This window comes from Pseudomonas palleroniana, assembly GCF_003031675.1.
GTDB lineage: Bacteria > Pseudomonadota > Gammaproteobacteria > Pseudomonadales > Pseudomonadaceae > Aquipseudomonas > Aquipseudomonas palleroniana.
The window spans coordinates 1-19,338 of sequence record NZ_PYWX01000037.1 but is presented as its reverse complement, the minus strand read 5'-3'; the positions used below and the strand labels follow the sequence as shown (position 1 = coordinate 19,338).

At 60.6% G+C, this 19,338-nt stretch carries 22 protein-coding genes; 10 read left to right on the top strand and 12 right to left on the bottom strand.

The genetic code is table 11. From position 1 onward, the window contains the following. Positions 1 to 161 precede the first annotated feature (161 nt). The 6 genes from C9383_RS13620 (at position 162) to C9383_RS13595 (ending at position 8,526) form a co-directional block, all read left to right on the top strand. The gene (locus C9383_RS13620; RefSeq protein WP_090371534.1) at positions 162 to 1,991 is read left to right on the top strand and encodes an extracellular solute-binding protein; all 1,830 of its coding nucleotides are present in this window, start codon (positions 162 to 164) and stop codon (positions 1,989 to 1,991) included. Next, the gene (locus C9383_RS13615) at positions 1,988 to 3,826 is read left to right on the top strand and encodes an extracellular solute-binding protein (RefSeq protein WP_090371536.1); all 1,839 of its coding nucleotides are present in this window, start codon (positions 1,988 to 1,990) and stop codon (positions 3,824 to 3,826) included. Before C9383_RS13620 ends, C9383_RS13615 begins: the two co-directional genes overlap by 4 nt. Beyond that, on the top strand, positions 3,827 to 4,900 hold the full coding sequence (locus C9383_RS13610; protein ID WP_060757143.1) for a microcin C ABC transporter permease YejB: 1,074 nt from the start codon (positions 3,827 to 3,829) through the stop codon (positions 4,898 to 4,900). 1 nt (position 4,901) lies between these two features. Beyond that, positions 4,902 to 5,921: an ABC transporter permease gene (locus C9383_RS13605; RefSeq protein ID WP_017738565.1), complete on the top strand. Its 1,020-nt coding sequence runs from the start codon at positions 4,902 to 4,904 to the stop codon at positions 5,919 to 5,921. Position 5,922: 1 nt separating this feature from the next. Then, entirely contained in the window at positions 5,923 to 7,545 is a 1,623-nt protein-coding gene (locus tag C9383_RS13600; RefSeq protein ID WP_090371539.1) for an ABC transporter ATP-binding protein, read from the top strand. Positions 7,546 to 7,650: 105 nt separating this feature from the next. After that, on the top strand, positions 7,651 to 8,526 hold the full coding sequence (locus C9383_RS13595) for an AraC family transcriptional regulator (protein ID WP_090371542.1): 876 nt from the start codon (positions 7,651 to 7,653) through the stop codon (positions 8,524 to 8,526). Here the strand turns inward: C9383_RS13595 and C9383_RS13590 are convergent. The 3 genes from C9383_RS13590 to C9383_RS13580 all read right to left on the bottom strand — a co-directional run bounded on the left by C9383_RS13590 (position 8,468) and on the right by C9383_RS13580 (position 10,813). Next, positions 8,468 to 9,055 carry a LysE family translocator gene (locus C9383_RS13590; RefSeq protein WP_090371544.1) on the bottom strand — a complete coding sequence of 196 codons (588 nt, stop codon included), beginning with the start codon at positions 9,053 to 9,055 and terminating at the stop codon, positions 8,468 to 8,470. The genes C9383_RS13595 and C9383_RS13590 overlap by 59 nt on opposite strands. Positions 9,056 to 9,166: 111 nt before the next feature. Next, entirely contained in the window at positions 9,167 to 9,796 is a 630-nt protein-coding gene (locus C9383_RS13585; RefSeq protein ID WP_090371546.1) for a ribonuclease T2 family protein, read from the bottom strand. A 27-nt stretch (positions 9,797 to 9,823) separates the two neighbouring features. Then, positions 9,824 to 10,813 carry a Gfo/Idh/MocA family protein gene (locus C9383_RS13580; RefSeq protein ID WP_090371548.1) on the bottom strand — a complete coding sequence of 330 codons (990 nt, stop codon included), beginning with the start codon at positions 10,811 to 10,813 and terminating at the stop codon, positions 9,824 to 9,826. A 126-nt stretch (positions 10,814 to 10,939) separates the two neighbouring features. Here C9383_RS13580 and C9383_RS13575 point away from each other — a divergent pair, with 126 nt between their 5' ends. Next, positions 10,940 to 11,302, top strand: a complete 363-nt coding sequence (locus C9383_RS13575) for an NUDIX hydrolase (protein WP_090371550.1) — start codon at positions 10,940 to 10,942, stop codon at positions 11,300 to 11,302. 103 nt (positions 11,303 to 11,405) lie between these two features. Here C9383_RS13575 and C9383_RS13570 read toward each other — a convergent pair whose 3' ends face one another. The 4 genes from C9383_RS13570 to C9383_RS13555 are packed head-to-tail and all read right to left on the bottom strand — an operon-like array spanning position 11,406 to position 13,246. Next, entirely contained in the window at positions 11,406 to 11,900 is a 495-nt protein-coding gene (locus C9383_RS13570; protein WP_090371552.1) for a periplasmic heavy metal sensor, read from the bottom strand. Then, positions 11,897 to 12,328: a hypothetical protein gene (locus C9383_RS13565; protein ID WP_090371554.1), complete on the bottom strand. Its 432-nt coding sequence runs from the start codon at positions 12,326 to 12,328 to the stop codon at positions 11,897 to 11,899. The genes C9383_RS13570 and C9383_RS13565 overlap by 4 nt, the downstream gene beginning before the upstream one ends. Beyond that, the gene (locus tag C9383_RS13560) at positions 12,325 to 12,903 is read right to left on the bottom strand and encodes an RNA polymerase sigma factor (protein ID WP_090371556.1); all 579 of its coding nucleotides are present in this window, start codon (positions 12,901 to 12,903) and stop codon (positions 12,325 to 12,327) included. Before C9383_RS13560 ends, C9383_RS13565 begins: the two co-directional genes overlap by 4 nt. Positions 12,904 to 12,934: 31 nt before the next feature. Beyond that, positions 12,935 to 13,246: a YXWGXW repeat-containing protein gene (locus C9383_RS13555; RefSeq protein ID WP_060757153.1), complete on the bottom strand. Its 312-nt coding sequence runs from the start codon at positions 13,244 to 13,246 to the stop codon at positions 12,935 to 12,937. A 225-nt stretch (positions 13,247 to 13,471) separates the two neighbouring features. On the opposite strand from C9383_RS13555, the gene C9383_RS28185 reads away from it, so the two are divergent. Next, complete coding sequence (locus tag C9383_RS28185; protein WP_162843537.1) at positions 13,472 to 13,612, top strand: hypothetical protein; 141 nt, start codon at positions 13,472 to 13,474, stop codon at positions 13,610 to 13,612. On the opposite strand, the gene C9383_RS13550 is transcribed toward C9383_RS28185, so the two are convergent. Further along, entirely contained in the window at positions 13,609 to 13,857 is a 249-nt protein-coding gene (locus tag C9383_RS13550; RefSeq protein WP_090371558.1) for a DUF1652 domain-containing protein, read from the bottom strand. The genes C9383_RS28185 and C9383_RS13550 overlap by 4 nt on opposite strands. A gap of 245 nt (positions 13,858 to 14,102) precedes the next feature. Between C9383_RS13550 and C9383_RS13545 the strand changes: the two genes are divergently transcribed. Next, positions 14,103 to 15,047 carry a sensor domain-containing diguanylate cyclase gene (locus C9383_RS13545; protein WP_090371560.1) on the top strand — a complete coding sequence of 315 codons (945 nt, stop codon included), beginning with the start codon at positions 14,103 to 14,105 and terminating at the stop codon, positions 15,045 to 15,047. Between the two features lie 289 nt (positions 15,048 to 15,336). On the opposite strand, the gene C9383_RS13540 is transcribed toward C9383_RS13545, so the two are convergent. The 4 genes from C9383_RS13540 to C9383_RS13525 form a co-directional block, all read right to left on the bottom strand. Beyond that, the gene (locus tag C9383_RS13540) at positions 15,337 to 15,597 is read right to left on the bottom strand and encodes a hypothetical protein (RefSeq protein ID WP_090371562.1); all 261 of its coding nucleotides are present in this window, start codon (positions 15,595 to 15,597) and stop codon (positions 15,337 to 15,339) included. A 93-nt stretch (positions 15,598 to 15,690) separates the two neighbouring features. Then, the gene (locus C9383_RS13535; RefSeq protein ID WP_090371564.1) at positions 15,691 to 16,599 is read right to left on the bottom strand and encodes a helix-turn-helix transcriptional regulator; all 909 of its coding nucleotides are present in this window, start codon (positions 16,597 to 16,599) and stop codon (positions 15,691 to 15,693) included. Between the two features lie 36 nt (positions 16,600 to 16,635). After that, positions 16,636 to 17,331: a fumarylacetoacetate hydrolase family protein gene (locus tag C9383_RS13530; protein WP_107338870.1), complete on the bottom strand. Its 696-nt coding sequence runs from the start codon at positions 17,329 to 17,331 to the stop codon at positions 16,636 to 16,638. A 107-nt stretch (positions 17,332 to 17,438) separates the two neighbouring features. After that, the gene (locus tag C9383_RS13525) at positions 17,439 to 17,768 is read right to left on the bottom strand and encodes a hypothetical protein (protein WP_090371566.1); all 330 of its coding nucleotides are present in this window, start codon (positions 17,766 to 17,768) and stop codon (positions 17,439 to 17,441) included. Positions 17,769 to 18,037: 269 nt separating this feature from the next. On the opposite strand from C9383_RS13525, the gene C9383_RS13520 reads away from it, so the two are divergent. Continuing rightward, positions 18,038 to 19,338 (top strand): DUF6531 domain-containing protein (locus tag C9383_RS13520; protein WP_249031086.1); only part of this gene is annotated, 1,301 nt, incomplete at its 3' end.

Below are 19,338 nucleotides of genomic sequence, written 5' to 3'. Positions count from 1 at the left end.
ACGCCGTGGTGTGTCAGAAAGACCGAGGTGCCTGGTTTAGGGCGGCTGCGCCACCCAGCGCGGGGCAAGCCCGCTCACTACATAAACCAGCTTTTTCCAACCGGAACAAGCTGTTACTGTACCGATCATAAAGCCCAAGCCGCCTGGATCGGATCTCTGCCTTGAAGCGTCCCCTCCTTCTACTAATAAGTCTGGCCTTGAGCTTTGCTGCGAACGCGACGATTACCGAGAGCCACGGTTACGCGCAGTTCGGCACGCTCAAGTACCCGGCCAAATTCACCCACTTCGATTGGGTAAACCCTGCAGCGCCCAAAGGCGGTACGTTGCGGGTGATGGCATTTGGCACGTTCGACACGCTCAACCCCTACACCTTCAAGGGCACCAGCCCGGTTTCCACTCCCAATTTCCTGCAATACGGCGTCAACGAGCTGAACGAACCGCTGATGGTCGGCACCGGCCAGTACGCGCCGTCCGGGGATGAGCCCACGTCCAGCTACGGCCTGATCGCGCAATCGGTGGAGTACAGCGAGGACCGCAGTTGGGTGGTGTTCAATCTGCGCCCCGAAGCCCGCTTTCACGATGGCAAGCCGATCACCGCGTATGACGTGGCGTTTTCCTACCGTACGCTGCTGACCGAAGGCCACCCGCAATACCGCACCAACCTGCAGGAAGTCGCGCGGGTCGACATTCTCAATCGTCATCGTATCCGCTTTGTCTTCAAGCGCGCCGGCAACCCGCTGCTGATCCTGCGCCTGGGCGAGTTGCCCGTGCTGCCCCAGCATTACTGGAAAAACCGCGACTTCAAGGCCACCACCTTCGAGCCGCCACTGGGCAGCGGGCCGTACCGCATCACCAAGGTCACGCCGGGGCGGCAACTGGTGTTCGAGCGGGTCAAGGATTACTGGGGCAAGGACCTGCCGGTCAACCAGGGTTTCTACAACTACGACAAGGTCGAAGTGGAGTTCTACCGTGACAGTGACGTCGCGTTCGAAGCCTTCAAGGCCGGCGAGTTCGACATCTATATCGAGCACCAGGCCAAGAACTGGGCCACGGGCTACAACTTTCCGGCGGTCAACCGAGGCGACGTGATCAAGGCGCAGATCGCCCACCAGATCCCGACCCAAAGCCAGGGGTTGTTCATGAACACACGGCGGCCGACTTTCAGCCAAGCCAAAGTGCGCGAAGCCCTGGGGCTGATGTTCGACTTTGAATGGACCAACCGCTCGCTGTTCAGCAGTGCTTACAAACGCAGCGTCAGTTACTACCCCAACAGCGAGTTTTCGGCGACCGGTGTGCCGGTGGGGCATGAATGGCTGATGCTCTCCCCCTACCGCGAGCAGTTGCCGGCGCCACTGTTCACCCAGCCGTTCAGCCTGCCGCAGACCGATGGGCGTGGCATCCCCCGTGACACCCTGCGTCGTGCCTTGGCATTGCTCGCAGATGCCGGGTGGAAGCTGTCGGGGCAACGCTTGCTCGACAGCCAGGGGCAGCCGCTGCGCCTGGAGATCCTGCTGGTCAACCCGAACCTGGAGCGCATCCTGCAGCCCTATGTCGAGAACCTGATCAGCATCGGCGTCGACGCCCGCCTGCGCACCGTTGACAGGGCGCAATACAAGCAACGCCTGGATCAGTTCGACTTCGACATGATCCTGATGACCCTCAACCAGACCTTGAGCCCGGGCCTTGAGCAGTGGCAGTACTTCCACTCCAGCCAGGCCGCGATCAAGGGCAGCAAGAACTATGCAGGCATCGCCAACCCCGTGGTCGATCACTTGCTGGAACAACTGCTCGCCGCGCAAACCCGCGAGGAGCAACTGGCCGCCGGCCGGGCGCTGGACCGAGTGCTGCTGTGGCAGCACTACAGCATTCCCAACTGGTACCTCAACTATCATCGACTGGCCTACCGCAACCGGTTCGCCTTTGTCACCACGCCGCCCTACAGCCTGGGCCTGAGCGCATGGTGGCTCAAAGCTTCGGAGAAAGCCCAATGATGTCTTTGCGTACGGTACTGCTTGGCAGCCTCTTGCTGTGTACCGCGGCCCAGGCCGCGCCGCAACATGCGTTGACGCTCTACAACGAGCCGCCGAAGTACCCCGCCGACTTCAAGCACTTCGACTACGTAAACCCCAGTGCGCCCAAGGGCGGTACTTTCCGCGAGTCGGCCATGGGCGGCTTCGACAGCCTCAACCCCTACATCAGCAAAGGTGTGCCCGCCGATAACATCGGCCTGGTCTATGACACCCTGGCCATGCAGAGCCTGGACGAACCCGTCACCGAATACGGCCTGGTCGCCGGCAAGATCGAAAAGGCCCCGGATAACAGTTGGGTACGCTTCTACCTGCGCCCCGAAGCGCGCTTTCATGATGGGCAGCCGATCCGCGCCGACGATGTGCTGTTCACCTTCCAGACACTGCTCAAGGACGGTTCACCGATCTACCGCACCTACTACGCCGACGTTGATGAAGTGGTGGCTGAAGACCCGTTGCGCGTGCTGTTCAAGTTCAAGCGCACCAACAATCGCGAGTTACCGCTGATCCTCGGGCAATTGCCGGTACTGCCCAAGCATTGGTGGGCGACCCGCGACTTTTCCAAGGGCAACCTGGAAATCCCTCTGGGCAGCGGGCCGTACAAGGTCGCCGAGGTCAAGGCCGGACGCATGATTCGCTATGAGCGGGTCAAGGACTACTGGGCCAAGGACCTGCCGGTCACCCAGGGTTTCTACAACTTCGACAGCCGCATCACCGACTATTACCGCGATAACACCGTCGCCCTGGAAGCGCTGAAGGCCGGGCAGTTCGATTACTGGCTGGAGATCAGCGCCAAGAACTGGGCCAACGCCTACAACATTCCGGCGGTCGCTCAAGGCCGATTGATCAAGGAAGAGATCCCCAACGGCAACCCCACCGGCATGCAGGGTTTTGTGTTCAATACCCGCAAGCCCATGTTCCAGGATGTACGTGTGCGCAAGGCGATCAGCCTGTTGCTGGACTTTGAATGGAGCAATAAGCAACTGTTCAACGGCGCCTATACCCGCAGCCGCAGCTACTTTGAAAACTCGGAAATGGCCGCCACCGGCCTACCCGGCCCGGAAGAGCTGGCGATTCTCGAACCGCTGCGCGACAAGATCCCGGCCGAGGTCTTCACCCAAGCCTTCGAACCGGCCAAGACCGACGGCAGCGGCATGATCCGCGCCCAGCAACGCGAGGCTTACCAGTTGCTGCAGCAGGCGGGCTGGAAGATCGTCAACGACAAAATGGTCGACACCACCGGCAAACCGGTGACCATCGAGTTCCTGCTGGCCCAGACCGAATTCGAACGCATCCTGCTACCCTTCAAGCGCAACCTCGCCGATTTGGGCATCGACCTGGTGATTCGCCGGGTCGACGTGTCGCAGTACATCAACCGCCTGCGCTCGCGCGACTTCGACATGCTGGTGGGCAGCTTCCCCCAATCCACATCGCCCGGCAACGAGCAGCGTGAGTTCTGGAGTTCCCCCAGCGCCGACAAACCCGGCAGCCGCAACTACATGGGCCTCAAAGACCCGGCGGTCGACCAACTGGTCGAAGAGTTGATCAACGCCGACTCGCGCAAAAGCCTGGTCGCTCATGCCAAGGCGTTGGACCGCGTGCTGCAGTTCGGCTACTACGTCATCCCCAACTGGCACATCAAGACGTTCCGCGTCGCCTACTGGGACCACCTGGGCCACCCCAAGGTGCCGCCACGCTATGACGTCGGCACCATCACCTGGTGGGCTAAACCCAACGTCAAGCCGGCGGTTTCCCTGGACACGACTCAAAGCGCCGACCCGGCGAGCGGAGGCAATTGAATGCTGGCCTATATTGTTCGCCGCCTGCTGCTGATCATCCCCACGCTGTTCGGCATATTGCTGATCAACTTCATCATCATCCAGGCCGCCCCCGGCGGCCCGGTGGAGCAGATGATCGCCAAGCTCGAAGGCTTTGAAGGCGCCACCAGCCGTATTGCCGGCGGTGGTGCCGAAGTCTCGGTGGCCGGCTCCAGTTATCGGGGGGCCCAGGGGCTGGACCCGGCGCTGATCAAGGAAATCGAGAAGATGTACGGCTTCGACAAATCGGCGCCGGAACGCTTGTGGATCATGGTCAAGAACTACGCCCGGCTGGACTTCGGCGACAGTTTCTTCCGCGATGCCAAGGTCATCGACCTGATCAAGGAGAAGATGCCGGTGTCCATCTCCCTCGGGTTGTGGAGCACGCTGATCATGTACCTGGTATCGATCCCGCTGGGCATCGCCAAGGCCACGCGACACGGCAGCCACTTCGACGTATGGACCAGCTCGGCGATCATCGTCGGCTATGCGATCCCGGCGTTCCTCTTCGCCATCCTGCTGATCGTGGTGTTTGCCGGCGGCAGTTACTTCGACTGGTTCCCGTTGCGCGGTCTCACCTCGAACAACTTCGATGAGTTGAGTTGGGGCGGCAAAATCCTCGATTACTTCTGGCACCTGGCACTGCCGATTACCGCACTGGTGATCGGCAACTTCGCGACCATGACGCTGCTGACCAAAAACAGCTTCCTCGACGAGATCAACAAGCAGTACGTGATCACCGCCAAGGCCAAAGGCCTGACCCACCATCGTGTGCTCTACGGCCATGTATTCCGTAACGCGATGCTGTTGGTCATCGCCGGTTTCCCGTCGGCCTTCATCGGGATTTTCTTCACCGGCTCGTTGCTGGTCGAAGTGATCTTTTCCCTCGACGGCCTGGGCCTGATGAGCTTTGAAGCGGCGATCAACCGCGACTACCCGGTGGTGTTCGGTACGCTGTTCATCTTCACACTGCTGGGGCTGATCGTGAAGTTGATCGGCGACCTCACCTACACCCTGGTCGATCCACGCATCGACTTCGCCAGCCGGGAGCATTGAGATGAACCTGTCCCCCCTCAATCGCCGCCGATTCGAGCGGTTCAAGGCGAACAAACGCGGCTGGTGGTCGCTGTGGCTGTTCCTGATCCTGTTCGTGCTCAGCCTGGGTGCGGAACTGATCGCCAATGACAAGCCGCTGGCGGTGCACTTCGACGGCGACTGGTACTTTCCAGCCCTCAAGCGCTACCCCGAGACGACCTTTGGCGGCGAGTTCCCGCTGGAGGCCAACTACAAGAGCCCGTACATCCAGGAGCTGCTCAAGGCCAAGGATGCGTGGACCTTATGGGCTCCGATCCCGTTCAGCTACCAGAGCATCAATTACGACCTGAAGGTCCCGGCGCCCGCACCGCCGTCAAGCGTCAACCTGCTGGGCACCGATGACCAGGGCCGTGATGTCCTGGCCCGGGTCATCTACGGGTTCCGGGTGTCGGTGCTGTTTGCCCTGACCCTGACCGTCCTCAGCTCGATCATCGGCGTTATCGCAGGCGCGTTGCAGGGGTTCTACGGCGGCTGGGTCGACCTGGCCGGGCAGCGCTTCCTGGAAATCTGGTCGGGCTTGCCGGTATTGTACCTGCTGATCATCCTCGCCAGCTTCGTGCAGCCCAACTTCTGGTGGCTGCTGGGGATCATGCTGTTGTTCTCCTGGATGAGCCTGGTGGACGTGGTGCGCGCCGAGTTCCTGCGCGGGCGCAACCTGGAATACGTCCGCGCAGCCCGGGCGCTGGGTATGCAAAATGGCGCGATCATGTTCCGCCATATCCTGCCCAACGCCATGGTCTCGACCATGACCTTCATGCCGTTCATTCTCACCGGCGCCATCGGCACCCTCACGGCCCTCGACTTCCTCGGCTTCGGCTTGCCGGCCGGTTCGCCGTCCCTGGGCGAGCTGGTGGCCCAGGGCAAATCCAACCTGCAAGCGCCGTGGCTGGGGATGAGTGCCTTTGCCGTGCTGGCGATCATGCTGAGTTTGCTGGTGTTTATCGGCGAGTCCGCTCGCGATGCCTTCGACCCGAGGAAATGAGATGAACCAGGACAATCTGATCGAAGTCCGCGACCTCAGCGTCGAGTTCGTCACGGGCAGTCACCATCACCGCGTGGTGAACAACGTCAGTTTCGATATCAAGCGTGGCGAAACCCTGGCCCTGGTCGGCGAAAGCGGCTCGGGCAAGTCGGTGACCGCTCACTCGATCCTGCGCCTGCTGCCCTACCCGCTGGCGCGGCATCCGTCGGGCACCATTGCCTATGCCGGGCAAGACTTGCTCACGCTCAAGGAAAAAACCATCCGGCATATTCGTGGCAACCGCATTGCGATGATCTTCCAGGAACCGATGACCTCGTTGAACCCGCTGCATTCCATCGAGAAGCAGATCAACGAAGTGCTTGGCCTGCACAAGGGGCTGACCGGCAAAGTCGCCACCCGGCGAACCCTGGAATTGCTTGAACTGGTGGGCATTCCCGAGCCGCACAAGCGCCTCAAGGCCCTGCCCCACGAGTTGTCCGGCGGCCAACGCCAACGGGTGATGATCGCGATGGCGTTGGCCAACGAGCCGGAGCTGTTGATCGCCGACGAACCGACCACGGCCCTCGACGTCACGGTGCAGTTGAAGATCCTCGAGTTGCTCAAAGAACTGCAAGCGCGCCTGGGCATGGCGTTGCTGCTGATCAGCCACGACTTGAACCTGGTGCGACGCATCGCTCACCGGGTGTGCGTGATGCAGCAAGGTTGCATCGTTGAACAAGCCGACTGCGAGACACTGTTCCAGTCGCCCCGCCACCCCTATACCCAGGAACTGCTGGCCGCCGAGCCCAGCGGCGGGCCGGTTGCCAATGAAGTCGGGCCGCCGTTGCTGGAAGTCGATGACCTCAAGGTCTGGTTCCCGATCAAGAAAGGCTTTTTGCGCCGCACCGTCGATTACGTCAAGGCGGTGGATGGTATCCATTTCAACCTGCCCCAGGGGCAGACCCTGGGCATTGTCGGCGAGAGCGGCTCAGGCAAATCGACCTTGGGCCTGGCGATTTTGCGGCTGATCGGCAGCCAGGGCGGCATTCGCTTTGAAGGCCAGCAGTTGGACAAGCTCAGCCAGCAACAGGTGCGCCCGCTGCGGCGGGAAATGCAGGTGGTGTTCCAGGACCCGTTCGGCAGCCTGAGCCCGCGCATGTGCGTCAGCGAAATCGTCGGCGAAGGCTTGCGTATTCACAAGATGGGCACGCCGGCTGAACAGGAGGCGGCGATTATTGCCGCACTCAAGGAAGTCGGTCTGGACCCGGAGTCCCGCCATCGCTACCCCCACGAATTCTCCGGTGGCCAGCGCCAACGCATCGCCATCGCCCGCGCCCTGGTGCTCAAGCCGCGCCTGATCCTGCTGGACGAACCTACCTCGGCATTGGACCGCACGGTGCAGCGTCAAGTGGTCGAGTTGTTGCGCAGCCTGCAGGCCAAGTACAACCTGACCTACCTGTTTATCAGCCATGATCTGGCGGTGGTGAAGGCGTTGAGTCACCAACTGATGGTGGTCAAGCATGGGCAGGTGGTGGAACAAGGCGAGGCCGGGACGATTTTTGCCGATCCGCAGCATGCGTATACCCGGCAATTGCTGGAGGCGGCGTTCCTGGTGCCACCTCCCGTTAATCAGTCAGGCCAATAGAGTACTGCGTGGCAGCGTATCGTGTGATGCGCAAGGCTTGAATAAGCCCACCTTTTGTATGAGGCTGTTGCCTGCTCATTCCAATTCTTTCAGGGAGCGCCTGCCATGACCGCCGCTACAGCACCGTTTTTCTGGCGTGACCCTGCGTTGGCGTTCATCGAGGCGCGCACCATTGCGGACGGGCGCAAGGTGACCTACAGCCGGCATGCGCACGAGCATTTTTCGATTGGGGCAATCACCACCGGACGCAGCTATTACCACTACGGTACACAGACGTTCGAGATCGACGCGGGTACGGTGGTCCTGATGAACCCCGGCGATGTGCATGCCTGCAACCCCATCGACAATGAGCCGTGGTCCTATCAGATGCTGTACATCGATACGCCCTGGCTGACTGACCTGCAGTACCAACTGGGCTTCAGCACCGACCAGGGTTACCGGCCGTTCAACACGCCCTACGTGCGCGATCCGCTGCTGTATCGCGGCCTGCTGGAGTTGTACCGGATACTGGTGGATACACAGGCTGAACATCTGCAAAAACAAAGCGCGCTGGTGAGTTACTTCACCGAAGTCCAGCAGCGCCTCAACCCTGCGGACACTCCGGTACGCGAGGTCAACCACAAGCTGGAACGGGCGGCCGACTACATTCGCACACACTGCACGCAAGCCTTGAAACTGGAAGACATCTGCCTGGCCGCCGAGCTGTCACCCTCTTACCTGATCCGCGCCTTCAAGCAGTATTACGGGCTGACACCCCATGCCTTCCTGATCAACCAACGCATCCAGTTTGCCCGCGCCCAACTGCGCCAGGGCAAGCTGATTGCCGATGTGGCCCTGGCGGCGGGCTTTGCCGACCAGGCACATTTCCAGCGCGCCTTCAAACAGCACTTCGCCGCCACGCCTGGCCAGTACCGCGACCGGCTCAAGCCATCAGCAAATAACCCACACTGGCCACCAGCAACGCGGCCATTGAACGGTTGAACAGGCGCACACCCTGCGGGTTGCCGAGGTAACGACGCAAGAACGTGCCGGCATAGGCCCAGCATGCCACCGACAGGTAGCAGATCACCAGATAGAGCGCCGCGAACAGCCAGACCTGCGCGGCGTCGCCATCGGCCACAAACAAGCCCATGCCCGCGACACAGGCCAACCAGGCTTTCGGGTTGAGCCACTGCATGATTGCGCCATACAGCATCGACGGTGCGGTAGCCGTACCCTCAGCGTCCAACCGGCCATCGTCCACGGCCAGTTTCCAGGCCATGTACAGCAGGAAGGCCACACCGCCCCACTGAATCAATTGGGTGAGGATGGGCCAGCGCAACAACACTTCATGCAACCCGAGGCCGATCAGCACCAGCAACAAAGTGAAACCCACGGCGGCGCCAAATACATGCTTCTGACTGGCGACGAAACCGAAGCGCGCACCGGAACTCAAGGCGACCACATTGACCGGGCCCGGCGTAATGGAGGTCGCCAAGGCGAAGGCGGCCATGGAAATGATCAAGCTCATTGCGATTCCCTTTAGGTGGTGACGATCAAGATGCCGTCACGTTAAAGGGCAAGGCACGCGCGGTATTGAAGAAAATCACCCTCTGGCGCCGAACAGCAAGGCGCTGGTGCCTCAACGCTGTGAAGGAATGCGGATATCCCCGTCGCGGCACTGGGTCTTGACGCTGCGTGGGCAGCCGGCGAATGCCAGGTCCTTGGTCAGGCACACGCGCACTTCCGACAGCACCTTGCCTTTACAGATCACCGCCAGCCCGTGGTTGCCCATGCGTGGGTTGCTTTCGCGAAACAACGCCTCGATCGCTTGGGCCGGCAATGACGGCGGCGAGTTGAGCGGCTGCAGCTGTGGCGGAATGTTCACCACCCCCAGCGCGGCGTCGGCCTTTTCCAGATAGGCCAGCGGCTCAAGCCCGGAGCACGTGCCATGCTTGGCCCATTCATGCTTGATCAGTGAACGGCTGGGGAACAACGTGGCGCCCTTGTCCATGGCTTGGCGGTTCAGCGACGACGGCGAGTCGCACGAGGCCGGCCACCCGCCCCGTGCGTATTGCGGCCACAAACCGTGCAGTACAAAGCCGTACCCCTTGCCCGAACACTGCTCGTTGTCCGGGTGCGTCAGGCAAAAGGTCGGCGACCACGACAATGACAACACATAAAAATCAAACTCCCCCGCCTGCCCCTGGCTGCGCGGAGCCGCCACGGCCCCCGTGGCCAGCACCAGCCATAACATCATCCAGTATTTCATCTGCGTGTTCCTTGAAAAAAGCTGACTTTAGTGCGACGACTCGGGATGAACGGGGTTACGTTGCAACACCCGGTCAAGGATTTGATCGGTCTTCAATGCTTCGATGGCCAACGAGGGGTGCTGCGCCTCCCCGCGAATATGCGCATTCATGCCCAGCACGTGATGCCATTGAATATGCGCGTGGCACGGCACGGTCAGCACTTCATGGGCCTGCGCTTCAAGACGTATCGGCTGGTCTTCGAACACCGAAAAACAGATGCGCCCATGGCTGCCGATCAACTCGACCCGGTCTTCGCGCCGGTCCGCCACAAAGTTCCAGGCGCCCATGCCCAGCGCACCCGAGGCGAAGCGCCAGCTGGCGGTCACCGCGTCCTCCGCGGCATAACGGCCGGCCTGGCGCGCGGTGAACCCGGCCACATCGACAATATCCCCGGCCAGGTACTGAAACAGGTCAAAACCATGGCTGGCCAGATCGGCAAAGTAGCCACCACCGGCAATCGCCGGGTCGGTGCGCCAGTTGGCCGGGTTGGTATCCGCTGCGGCGGCCGGCTTGCACAGGGTCCAGGTCAGATGACGCAACTCACCGATGCGCCCGGTCTGCAGCCAATCGCGCACTTGCTGGAAGCGCGGTAAGGAGCGTCGATAGTAGGACACAAACAAATGCAGCCCGGCGCGCTCGAACGTGCGCTGCATCAACGCGCTCTGCCCGGCATTCAACGACATGGGTTTCTCGACGCAACAATGCTTGCCGGCTGCCGCCACCATCAGGCTGTATTCAAGATGGCTGTCGGGCGGTGTGGCGATGTACACCGCATCCACCTCGGGGTCGTTGATCAACGCCTGGGCGTCGGTGTAGTAGCGAGCGATGCCATGGCGTGCCGCATAATCGCGCACCGCTTCGACACGTCGCCCCATCACCGCCACCAGCGCCGAACCTGGCGCTTTGTAGAAAGCGGGTCCACTCTTTAACTCAGTGACACTGCCACAGCCGATCATGCCCCAGCGTACGGTACTCATCTGCCTTCCTCGTCCGCGTTGTCCAGCGAGCAGTATCCACATCCCCTGATGCAAGTGCCACAGCCGCCCAGCATGACAATTGCATTACACTTTAATGACAGCCATCTCGCTACGGAGCTTCACACATTGAAAACACGCGCAACCGTCATTTGCGCACATGAGGGGCATATCCTCTTCGTGCGCAAAGTCCGATCAAAATGGGCCTTGCCGGGCGGCAAGGTCGAACCCGGCGAACGCCCCGTGGGCGCGGCCGAACGGGAGTTGCACGAGGAAACCGGATTGAAGGTCGACGGCCTGCTCTACCTGCAAGAACTGAAAACCAGTGACACCGAGCACCACGTGTTTGAAGCCTCCGTGATCAACCTCGCGGACGCCCGGCCCTGCAACGAAATCATCGATTGCCGGTGGCACCCCTACACCGCCGTGGACGACCTGGACACCACCAATGCCACCCGGCATATCGTCAAAGCCTTCCTGCGTCGCCTCTGACCCTTGCATCCCTGCCTCTACGCCCTGCCGTTCGACAAAGGAATTGACGAACGCGGCAGCGCCATCAGCCGTTACCGCAGCAATGGATAGGTAGTCGCCCCGCTCAAGACCGCGGCTTACTCCCCAGCCCTTGCGTCACCTTATCCCTGGCCTTCCCCTGCCCCCGCTGATAAAGCGCCTCAACCAATTTCTGCCGCTCATCCTGAGGCAAATTACTCGCAAACTGCGCCAAGGTATCGTCCACCAACGCCCGAAGCGCAACATCCGCCTCACGTGCCTTGGCCAATTCAGACACCAGCACCGCGCGGTCCAGCGTCGGCGCCTCCAATTGCTTGATCACCCCCAGCCGGGCTTCACGACCCGCCATGATCAACGGCTGGCTGTCGGCACGGTTGTGGCGCAGCAACTGACGCAACTCCTTACGCCGCTCGACCGGCAACTTGAACATCGCCTGGCGCAGACCATGCTGGTTGACCACCGCCTCGGCAGGCGCGGCAACGGCCATCCAGTGATAGAGGCCGCCCGCCACCCCGCCAATCAAAAATACGTTGAGCAACACCGAGACGACCAACCACGGCTTAAGGGTTTTGGCTGTCATTGCTCGGTTTCCTCGGCGTTGACGGTAAACACGACGTCGGCATCGCCTTGATCGAAGACGCTGGGCAACACTTCGGATGACAACATCGGCAGCGGCACGCTCATCGACGCCACCAGCACCCCGGCAGCGATACCGGCAATGCCCACACCCAGCAGACCGGCCGGTGACAACCAGTTGGCATAGCGCGACCAGAATGACCTGCGCGGCACAGCCGACTGACGAATTTGCCGCACCAGTGCGGGGTCGACGGGCGCCAGTTGATGGCTGTCCATCTGCTGATCGAGCCAACTCGCCGCATTCAGTGCTTCGCGGGCGCCAGGGTCGCCGCTGTCGAGCAAGGCGCGGGCCGCCGCTTGATCGGCAACGGGCCAGCGGTGCAGGCTGGCGCCGTAGGCATCGGCCAGATAAGCAAATCGTTCAAGTGTCATGGTGTTCCCCTTCCTGGGCGGGCGAGCCCGGGTGTGTCGGCAAGTTGACTGCGCAACTGGCGGCGGGCCCGCGACAGCAGGCTCTCCAGTGCCTCGACGCTGATATTCATCAGGGCCGCGGCGTCGATGTTCGACAGCTCCTGGTAATACTGCAACACGATGGCTTCGCGCTGACGCTCCGGCAAAGCCGCTAACGCGGCGGCCATGCGGGCGCTGCGCTGGCTGGTTTCCAACTGTTCCTCAGGGGACGGTGCGCTGTCCGCCAGTTCCAGCACCTCTTCCTCATTCAACGGGCGTTCTCTGCGTCGACGCAAGCGGTCATGGCACAGGTTGAGCGCCACTCGGTGCAGCCAAGTGTCAAAGCGCGCTTCACCGGCACGCCAATTGGCCGCCTGGCGCCAGATCCGTAGAAAACTTTCCTGAGCCACGTCCCTGGCCTCCTCGGCATCCCCCAACAGCCGGCCGGCAAGCGCCAGCAACCGCGGCAGCTTGCGCGTCACCATTTCATTGACCGCGGCGGCTTCGTTGTTGCCGATACGTGCCAGTAGCTCAACGTCCGGATCAGTGTCTTTCAATCGGGTAATACTCGGTCCGGGGAGTTAGGTTTCAGCGAATCCAATGCCCTTCGCGCCAGTACCAGTTCGGCCCACGCGATTCCCAATGCCCAGGCTCCCACCGGGCATTGCGCATCACCGGTTGCCAGTGGCCAGGTACCCAGGCGTAGGCACCGTGTTCCCAACGCCAGTGGCCGCGATCCCAGGCGTATCCGGGGCGCTCGGCAGGGATCACTTCGACACGTTCTGCCGGTGGTGCCTGGCGGATAATCACTTCGGTCTCGGCGAAAACCGGGGTGCTGACAAACGCGGCGAAAGCCAGCGGAGCCAGCACGGCACAACGCAATTGGGTCAGTGAGTTCATGGCAACTCCTTCATACGGCGAGCGAAAGTGCACGCTGCTGATGGGTTGAACGCCAGGCGCAGGAAAATCCGTCGCAGAAAAAACAGATTTTTTCCACGCGGTGGCCCAGAGAAAGTATTGCCCAGGGAATCACAGGACTTGATGAAAAGTTTGCAAGCATCGCGACGGATTTGTATCGGTGGTTGCGTTCAAGGAGTGACGCAGAACACACCAAGAGGAAACATCATGTCCCGTCGCCTATATATGCTGGTCGCCGCCCTGTTGATCGTGAGCCTCAGCGGTTGCGTGATCCTGCCGGAACACCGGCATTGCTGCTGGCGCTACTACGGCGCCACCACTCCCACCACCAGCACCGTCAACAGCTAACCCATCACCGCAAAGCCACGGCGCCCGGCCTTGATCTCGGTGCGCAACTCGCCAATCAGGTTTGAGATGGAACGGATGCTGTCCAGACCTTGGGGCGAGACCCGAGTCAACAGCAGCTCGACACGGCCAGACTCCGGCTCGAACACACGAATGCGCAGCGAACCGTCGCTGTTGAGGCTGCAATCACACGCCAGCGGCAGGAACCCGGCGGCCATGATGCGGTTGAATTCGACGATCGGAATCATGATAAAGCCCCGTCCGTGGATGCATCCCTGAATGTGTGATGTAAACAGCGTAGATAAGCTTTTGCCCGCTACCGAACAATTAACTCAAAAGTGTTAGCTGTGCCTCACTATGCCCAACAAATGCTGGGGTGCTGGCGCCAGAAACCCAGTACACGACCTCTCGTCTGCGGCTTTCGCGAAGGCTTGACTCAGGGCTTCGCTCACAAGACGCTGTTGGCTTTTAGCCATCATGCGAGCCGCCGCCCATGAACATCGATGCTCCACGCCTGCCCGACAGCGACGTCTACAAGACCCTGCTGGAATCGACCAAGGCTATCCCTTGGCGCATTGATTGGCAGACCATGACCTTCAGCTATATCGGCCCGCAGATCGAGACGTTATTGGGCTGGACGCCGCAAAGCTGGGTCAGTGTGGATGACTGGGTCGAACGCATGCACCCGGACGACCGTGAATACGTGGTGAATTTCTGTGTGTCGCAATCGCGTGCCGGGGTCGACCACGAGGCCGATTACCGCGCGCTCACGGTGAATGGCGATTACGTGTGGATTCGCGATGTGGTGCACGTCGTGCGCAAGGACGGTGAAGTGGAGGCGTTGATCGGCTTCATGTTCGATATCAGCGAACGCAAAAAGACCGAGGAACACCTGATCCGCCTGCAAAAACAACTGGAGGAGTATTCGTTCCAGGACGGCCTCACCGGCATCGCCAACCGCCGCATGTTCGACACCGTGCTGGAACGGGAATGGGCCAGTGCGCTGCGCAGCCGGTTGCCGCTGTCGTTGCTCATCCTCGATATTGATTTCTTCAAGCAGTACAACGACCACTACGGCCATATCAAGGGCGACGAGTGCCTGCGCCAGGTGGCGCGCACCCTGGCCCAGGCCGCCAACCGGCCCCGGGATTTCATTGCCCGTATCGGCGGCGAGGAGTTTGTCTGGCTGTTGCCGGAAACCGATGCCGCATCGGCTCGGCAGGTTGCCCAACGTTGCCTGCATTTGATTTGCCAACAACAGATCGAGCACGGGTTCTCGCCGGTGTCGAACCTGCTGACGTTGAGCCTGGGCGTGGGCACCCACATCGTGACACCCGACAGCAATGTGTTGGGGTTTGTCGAATCCGTCGATAAGTTGCTCTATCAAGCCAAGCACAATGGCCGGATGCGAGCAGAGTTTGCCGACATAGAAGTTTGACGCCGAGAGCAAATTCCGGGCAAAAAAAATCCCAAGTAGCTGATGGAAACTTGGGATTTAAAAATGCATAAACCGTGGGAGGTGAACGCCCGGCTATAGTAACGGTTGTTAAAACCTGCAACAAGATTATTTTAATCCTTTCGTCGGATTAAAAGCACCGTAAGTCATTCAATATCCAAACATTTTTTAAGGTAGCCAACACCATAAGTGCCACTTTTTGGTGCAATAAGCGCTGATTAAGCGTGCACACTTCGCCCGCTCATTTCCACTCTGTAATTGGGGTTATTGGTTATAACGGCGCAACACTTTCGGCATAACGTTTTTTGAGTTGCTTGCAGGCTTCTGGGGATTCCAGCTTCGTGGACGCCGCCACACGGGTCACACTTTCAAGGTGCTGGCAGAAAGCCAGACGCTCTGCAACCTGCTCCCGCTCTCGGTCAACCTCAGCGTTGAGCCGCATGAAATAAGTGCCCAACAGCACCGCCACGCACACAACCCCGATCGCAAAAGAGCGAAAGCCGCTTGAGGATGGGGGTTCTGGTTGATTCATGTCTCGCAAGCGTCCTGCTGGAGTGACTAGAAATGTTGGATTGTATGCAAATTGAAACCTACTCATTGTCGTGGTTTTGTAAAAACCGTGTGACTACAACATTTCTGTCTGCTGCTGACGGCGAAACTGCCCGGGCGTCATGCCCTGGGCCTTGCGGAAGCAGCGGGAGAAGTAGGCCTCGTCGGTAAACCCGCAACGTTGCGCTATCACCCCGATCAGTTGGGTGCTGTTCAGCAACAACGTGCGCGCCAGTTGCATGCGGCGGTCCAGTACCCACTGGGAGAAGGGTTTCCCGGTTTCCTTGCGCAGCAGGTGCGTCAGGTAGTTGGGCGATAGAAATGCGGCGGCGGCCGTATCGGTCAGGTTGAGACTGGGTTCGTGGATATGCGCGCGGATATAGCCTTGCACCCGCGCCAAGGCGTCCTTGCGCCCGCGCCGGATAGCGTTGTTGGCGGCAAACGCTTGCAGCGGCTCGGCGTACTGCTCACAGACCAGGCCAATCAGTTGAAACAGGTAGCCCTTGAGCCTCTCGCGGGCACCAAAAGTGCGGTGAGTGTCGAGGGCGCGCATATGGGCCAGCCAGGTTTTGACTTCTTCGAACGCGGCATCATCGAGGATAAAGTCCAGTTGCTCCTGAAAGCGAAACGGCGATAGCTCTGGTGCCTGGCCGATAGGAATGTCCTCCAGGTCCAGCGGATCACAACTCAGTTGCGGCAGGAAAAACGCCTGGCTGAAGTTGATCAGGATGAACTCGCCATCCTCAGGATGGGGAATCACATGCAGGCGATGGGGCAGGATGAACGCCAGGGCGTTACGCGGAAACGGTCGCACCGCCCCACCGATATGCTGCACGGTGTCGCCACCGAGGTTGATCTGGATCTGGAAGTATTCGTGCCGATGGGGGCTGGTCAGCGCCGCCCGCCCGCGTTTGTCGCGGATATAGAAGTCGGGGCGGTCGCTGCGTTGTTCCATGCCATAGGTGGTGACGCGGGTGCCGGGCATAGCGCTGTCTCGGGTGGCCAGGGCACCACTTTAGCCTCAACCGTTGCCGAGGGTGAACCTCAACTCGCCAACGCCGTCGATGCCGGCCGTCACGGTATCGCCCGGTTGCAACGCGCCGACACCGGCGGGCGTGCCGGTGAAGATCAGGTCACCGGACTTGAGCGCGACGGATCGGGAGGCGTGGCTGATCACTTCGCTGACCGACCAGATCTGGTCAGCCAGGTCGCCGACTTGGCGTTGTTCGCCATTGACCTTCAGCCAGATCTTGCCGGTGGACGGGTGCCCTACCGCGCTCACCGGCTGCAACGCCGTGCTGGGCGCCGACTCATCGAAGGCTTTGGCCCATTCCCACGGGCGTGAGAGCTTTTTCGCCTGGGCTTGCAGATCGCGGCGCGTCAGGTCGATCCCCACGCCATAGCCCCAGATGTGGGAAAAAGCTTCATCAGGGCTGATATCCACCCCGCCCTTGCCGATGGCCACCACCAATTCCACTTCATGGTGCAGGTCGGTGGTCAGCGGCGGATAGGCGATCACACCGTCGGCCGGCACCACCGCATCCGCCGGTTTCATGAAAAAGAACGGCGGCTCGCGATCCGGGTCATGTCCCATTTCCCGGGCGTGTTCGCTGTAATTGCGACCAACGCAGAACACGCGACGCAGGGGGAAACGCGCATCGCTGCCCTGTATGGCCAGGGATGGGGTTTGCGCGGGGGGGAATACGTAATCGGTCATGGCCTGTGCCTCCTGGTTTACCTGGCACCAGTATGGCGAGCGGCCTCCGGAGAAAGTTGGACAGGCTTACGCAGATTTTGCACTGCCCGGTGCAAAGCGCCCAGGGGCTACTTGCGCGCCACCTTGTAGCGCAAGCAGTCCTGATAGAAGCTCTGGCGAATCACCTCAGGCTTGAGCCGGGAACGGCTGTCATAGGTCTGCTCGGTGATGCCCATGGCCATCATGCGCATCCACGACTTGCTGAACTTGATGGTCTGGATCTTCTGGCGCGCCGCATACAACGACACACCCGCCAACTTGAGCTCCTGGGCCCTGGCCGCCGTACCGGCGCCCCAACTGCACATGTACTTGTCACCCTCACGCAGTTCCCTTGCCTGCACGGCAGCCGTACCCCCCGCCAGGGAGCAGGCGATCAGCATGATTCCAACAGTGCGCATTCGCTTCCCCAACTAACCACCTGAAAATAAAAGCGATTCTGGCGAGGATTTTGTTACAAAGGGGCCATTAAATTGCCTTATTGCATCGGCATTTAGATGCCTAGCCTCACGCAATGAGCCTTATCGCTTTTTTGTGTAGTCCTTCGGGCTGGTTTTTTACGAGTTTTCCTCGCCTCCAGTCATCCCATTCTGTTTTTTCAAACCGTTCATCCCGACGTTTTTTGTTGCGGCAGACTCCGGCGCCTTGCCCTTCTGCCAGGACGTCACGGATGACCCACGCCTCCCACATTGCCGCTATCGAACATGAGCTCGATGGCTTTCATCAGAGCCTGGTGCAATACCGCCGACAGATGAGCGCCTGGTACGCGCAGGCGCTGGACTCAGTCAGCCATGTCGCCGATATGCCGTCGTTGCTGGGAATGGATCGGGTGTTGCGGGTAGGCGACTCACAGCGCTCGGTGAGTGTTTCCGATGCGGATTTTTCTACCGTAGCCCGCTGCCCGGCGGGCGGTGTGCTGCAGATCGAGAGCCGGTTCGAATCGGTGTATGACGTACCGATCGGCAATATTCCCGTTGAAGTCATCGGGCTGGATGACGCCAGCTCTGCCACCGTCATGCTGGATGAGCATGGCAAAGGCTCGCACGTTTGCGCCGCCGGCGGGCGATACCAGGTGCGCGTACAAGGCGAGGTCTCAGAGGAGCAGGTAGACGCGTTGTTTGCCTCCTACGCCGGGCTGACGGCAGACCTGGAACAATGGCTGCGCTCACAGTGGGAGGGTTTCCGGCCTCATTGGGAGGTGTCAACGGCCAGTGCAGTTGCCAGCGGTGTGCTGGCGGGCAGCTGGGCGGCGATCAGGGAGGTGTGGGACAGCATCAAGCTGGTCCAGTCGATTCTTGAAGACCCGCTGAAATTTGCCGAACAGCTGGGAGCCGAGGCGGCGAAGCTGGCGCAGATCGCCACCGATGCACCCAAGGTCATGGAACAGGCGATGTTGCTCGCCAGTGATGAAGCAGCGCTGTACCTGATGTTGCGCACTGCAATGATCTGGCTGGATGCGTTGCCTCCCAAAGAAATTGCCGAGGTGGCTGCCGGTTTTGTGGTCTCGCTGCTGATTGATCTGGTGATCGGCGCGGTGCTGACGATCGCCTTGCCGGCAGCGGGCGTGGCGTACCTGGGCTTGCGCCTGGTCAAGTATGGCAAAGGCATTCTTCAGGCGGCGATGGGCTTTGTCGAAGGCGTGCTGACGATTCTGCGGGCGTTTATGCAAGCGGTGGATCGCTACAAGGCGGTCGCGGTTCGCGGCGTGGTCGGCGGGCTGAAACAAGGCCGGATGCAGATGCGCTGGCGAGCGCGGCAGAATGCGGTGCTGAGGCAGAAAGAATCTGTCGACGATGTACCGGCCTCGGGGAAAAACCTCAATGGGGAGGCTTCGGCATCGGCGGACAAGACCGCCTCCCATGGCTGCCCGGTGTCGATGGTCACTGGCGAGGAATTGCTGACGCTGACCGATGGCACGCTGGATGGCGTGTTGCCGTTTGAGTGGACGCGGCTGTATCGCACCAGTGCCGT

Bases quoted from the DNA above. Each gene is read 5' to 3' on its own strand.
- C9383_RS13615 (WP_090371536.1), top strand. From the start codon at position 1,988: ATGATGTCTTTGCGTACGGTACTGCTTGGCAGCCTCTTGCTGTGTACC.
- C9383_RS13610 (WP_060757143.1), top strand. From the start codon at position 3,827: ATGCTGGCCTATATTGTTCGCCGCCTGCTGCTGATCATCCCCACGCTG.
- C9383_RS13605 (WP_017738565.1), top strand. From the start codon at position 4,902: ATGAACCTGTCCCCCCTCAATCGCCGCCGATTCGAGCGGTTCAAGGCG.
- C9383_RS13600 (WP_090371539.1), top strand. From the start codon at position 5,923: ATGAACCAGGACAATCTGATCGAAGTCCGCGACCTCAGCGTCGAGTTC.
- C9383_RS13595 (WP_090371542.1), top strand. From the start codon at position 7,651: ATGACCGCCGCTACAGCACCGTTTTTCTGGCGTGACCCTGCGTTGGCG.
- C9383_RS13590 (WP_090371544.1), bottom strand. From the start codon at position 9,055: ATGAGCTTGATCATTTCCATGGCCGCCTTCGCCTTGGCGACCTCCATT.
- C9383_RS13585 (WP_090371546.1), bottom strand. From the start codon at position 9,796: ATGAAATACTGGATGATGTTATGGCTGGTGCTGGCCACGGGGGCCGTG.
- C9383_RS13580 (WP_090371548.1), bottom strand. From the start codon at position 10,813: ATGAGTACCGTACGCTGGGGCATGATCGGCTGTGGCAGTGTCACTGAG.
- C9383_RS13570 (WP_090371552.1), bottom strand. From the start codon at position 11,900: ATGACAGCCAAAACCCTTAAGCCGTGGTTGGTCGTCTCGGTGTTGCTC.
- C9383_RS13565 (WP_090371554.1), bottom strand. From the start codon at position 12,328: ATGACACTTGAACGATTTGCTTATCTGGCCGATGCCTACGGCGCCAGC.
- C9383_RS13555 (WP_060757153.1), bottom strand. From the start codon at position 13,246: ATGAACTCACTGACCCAATTGCGTTGTGCCGTGCTGGCTCCGCTGGCT.
- C9383_RS28185 (WP_162843537.1), top strand. From the start codon at position 13,472: ATGTCCCGTCGCCTATATATGCTGGTCGCCGCCCTGTTGATCGTGAGC.
- C9383_RS13550 (WP_090371558.1), bottom strand. From the start codon at position 13,857: ATGATTCCGATCGTCGAATTCAACCGCATCATGGCCGCCGGGTTCCTG.
- C9383_RS13545 (WP_090371560.1), top strand. From the start codon at position 14,103: ATGAACATCGATGCTCCACGCCTGCCCGACAGCGACGTCTACAAGACC.
- C9383_RS13540 (WP_090371562.1), bottom strand. From the start codon at position 15,597: ATGAATCAACCAGAACCCCCATCCTCAAGCGGCTTTCGCTCTTTTGCG.
- C9383_RS13535 (WP_090371564.1), bottom strand. From the start codon at position 16,599: ATGCCCGGCACCCGCGTCACCACCTATGGCATGGAACAACGCAGCGAC.
- C9383_RS13530 (WP_107338870.1), bottom strand. From the start codon at position 17,331: ATGACCGATTACGTATTCCCCCCCGCGCAAACCCCATCCCTGGCCATA.
- C9383_RS13525 (WP_090371566.1), bottom strand. From the start codon at position 17,768: ATGCGCACTGTTGGAATCATGCTGATCGCCTGCTCCCTGGCGGGGGGT.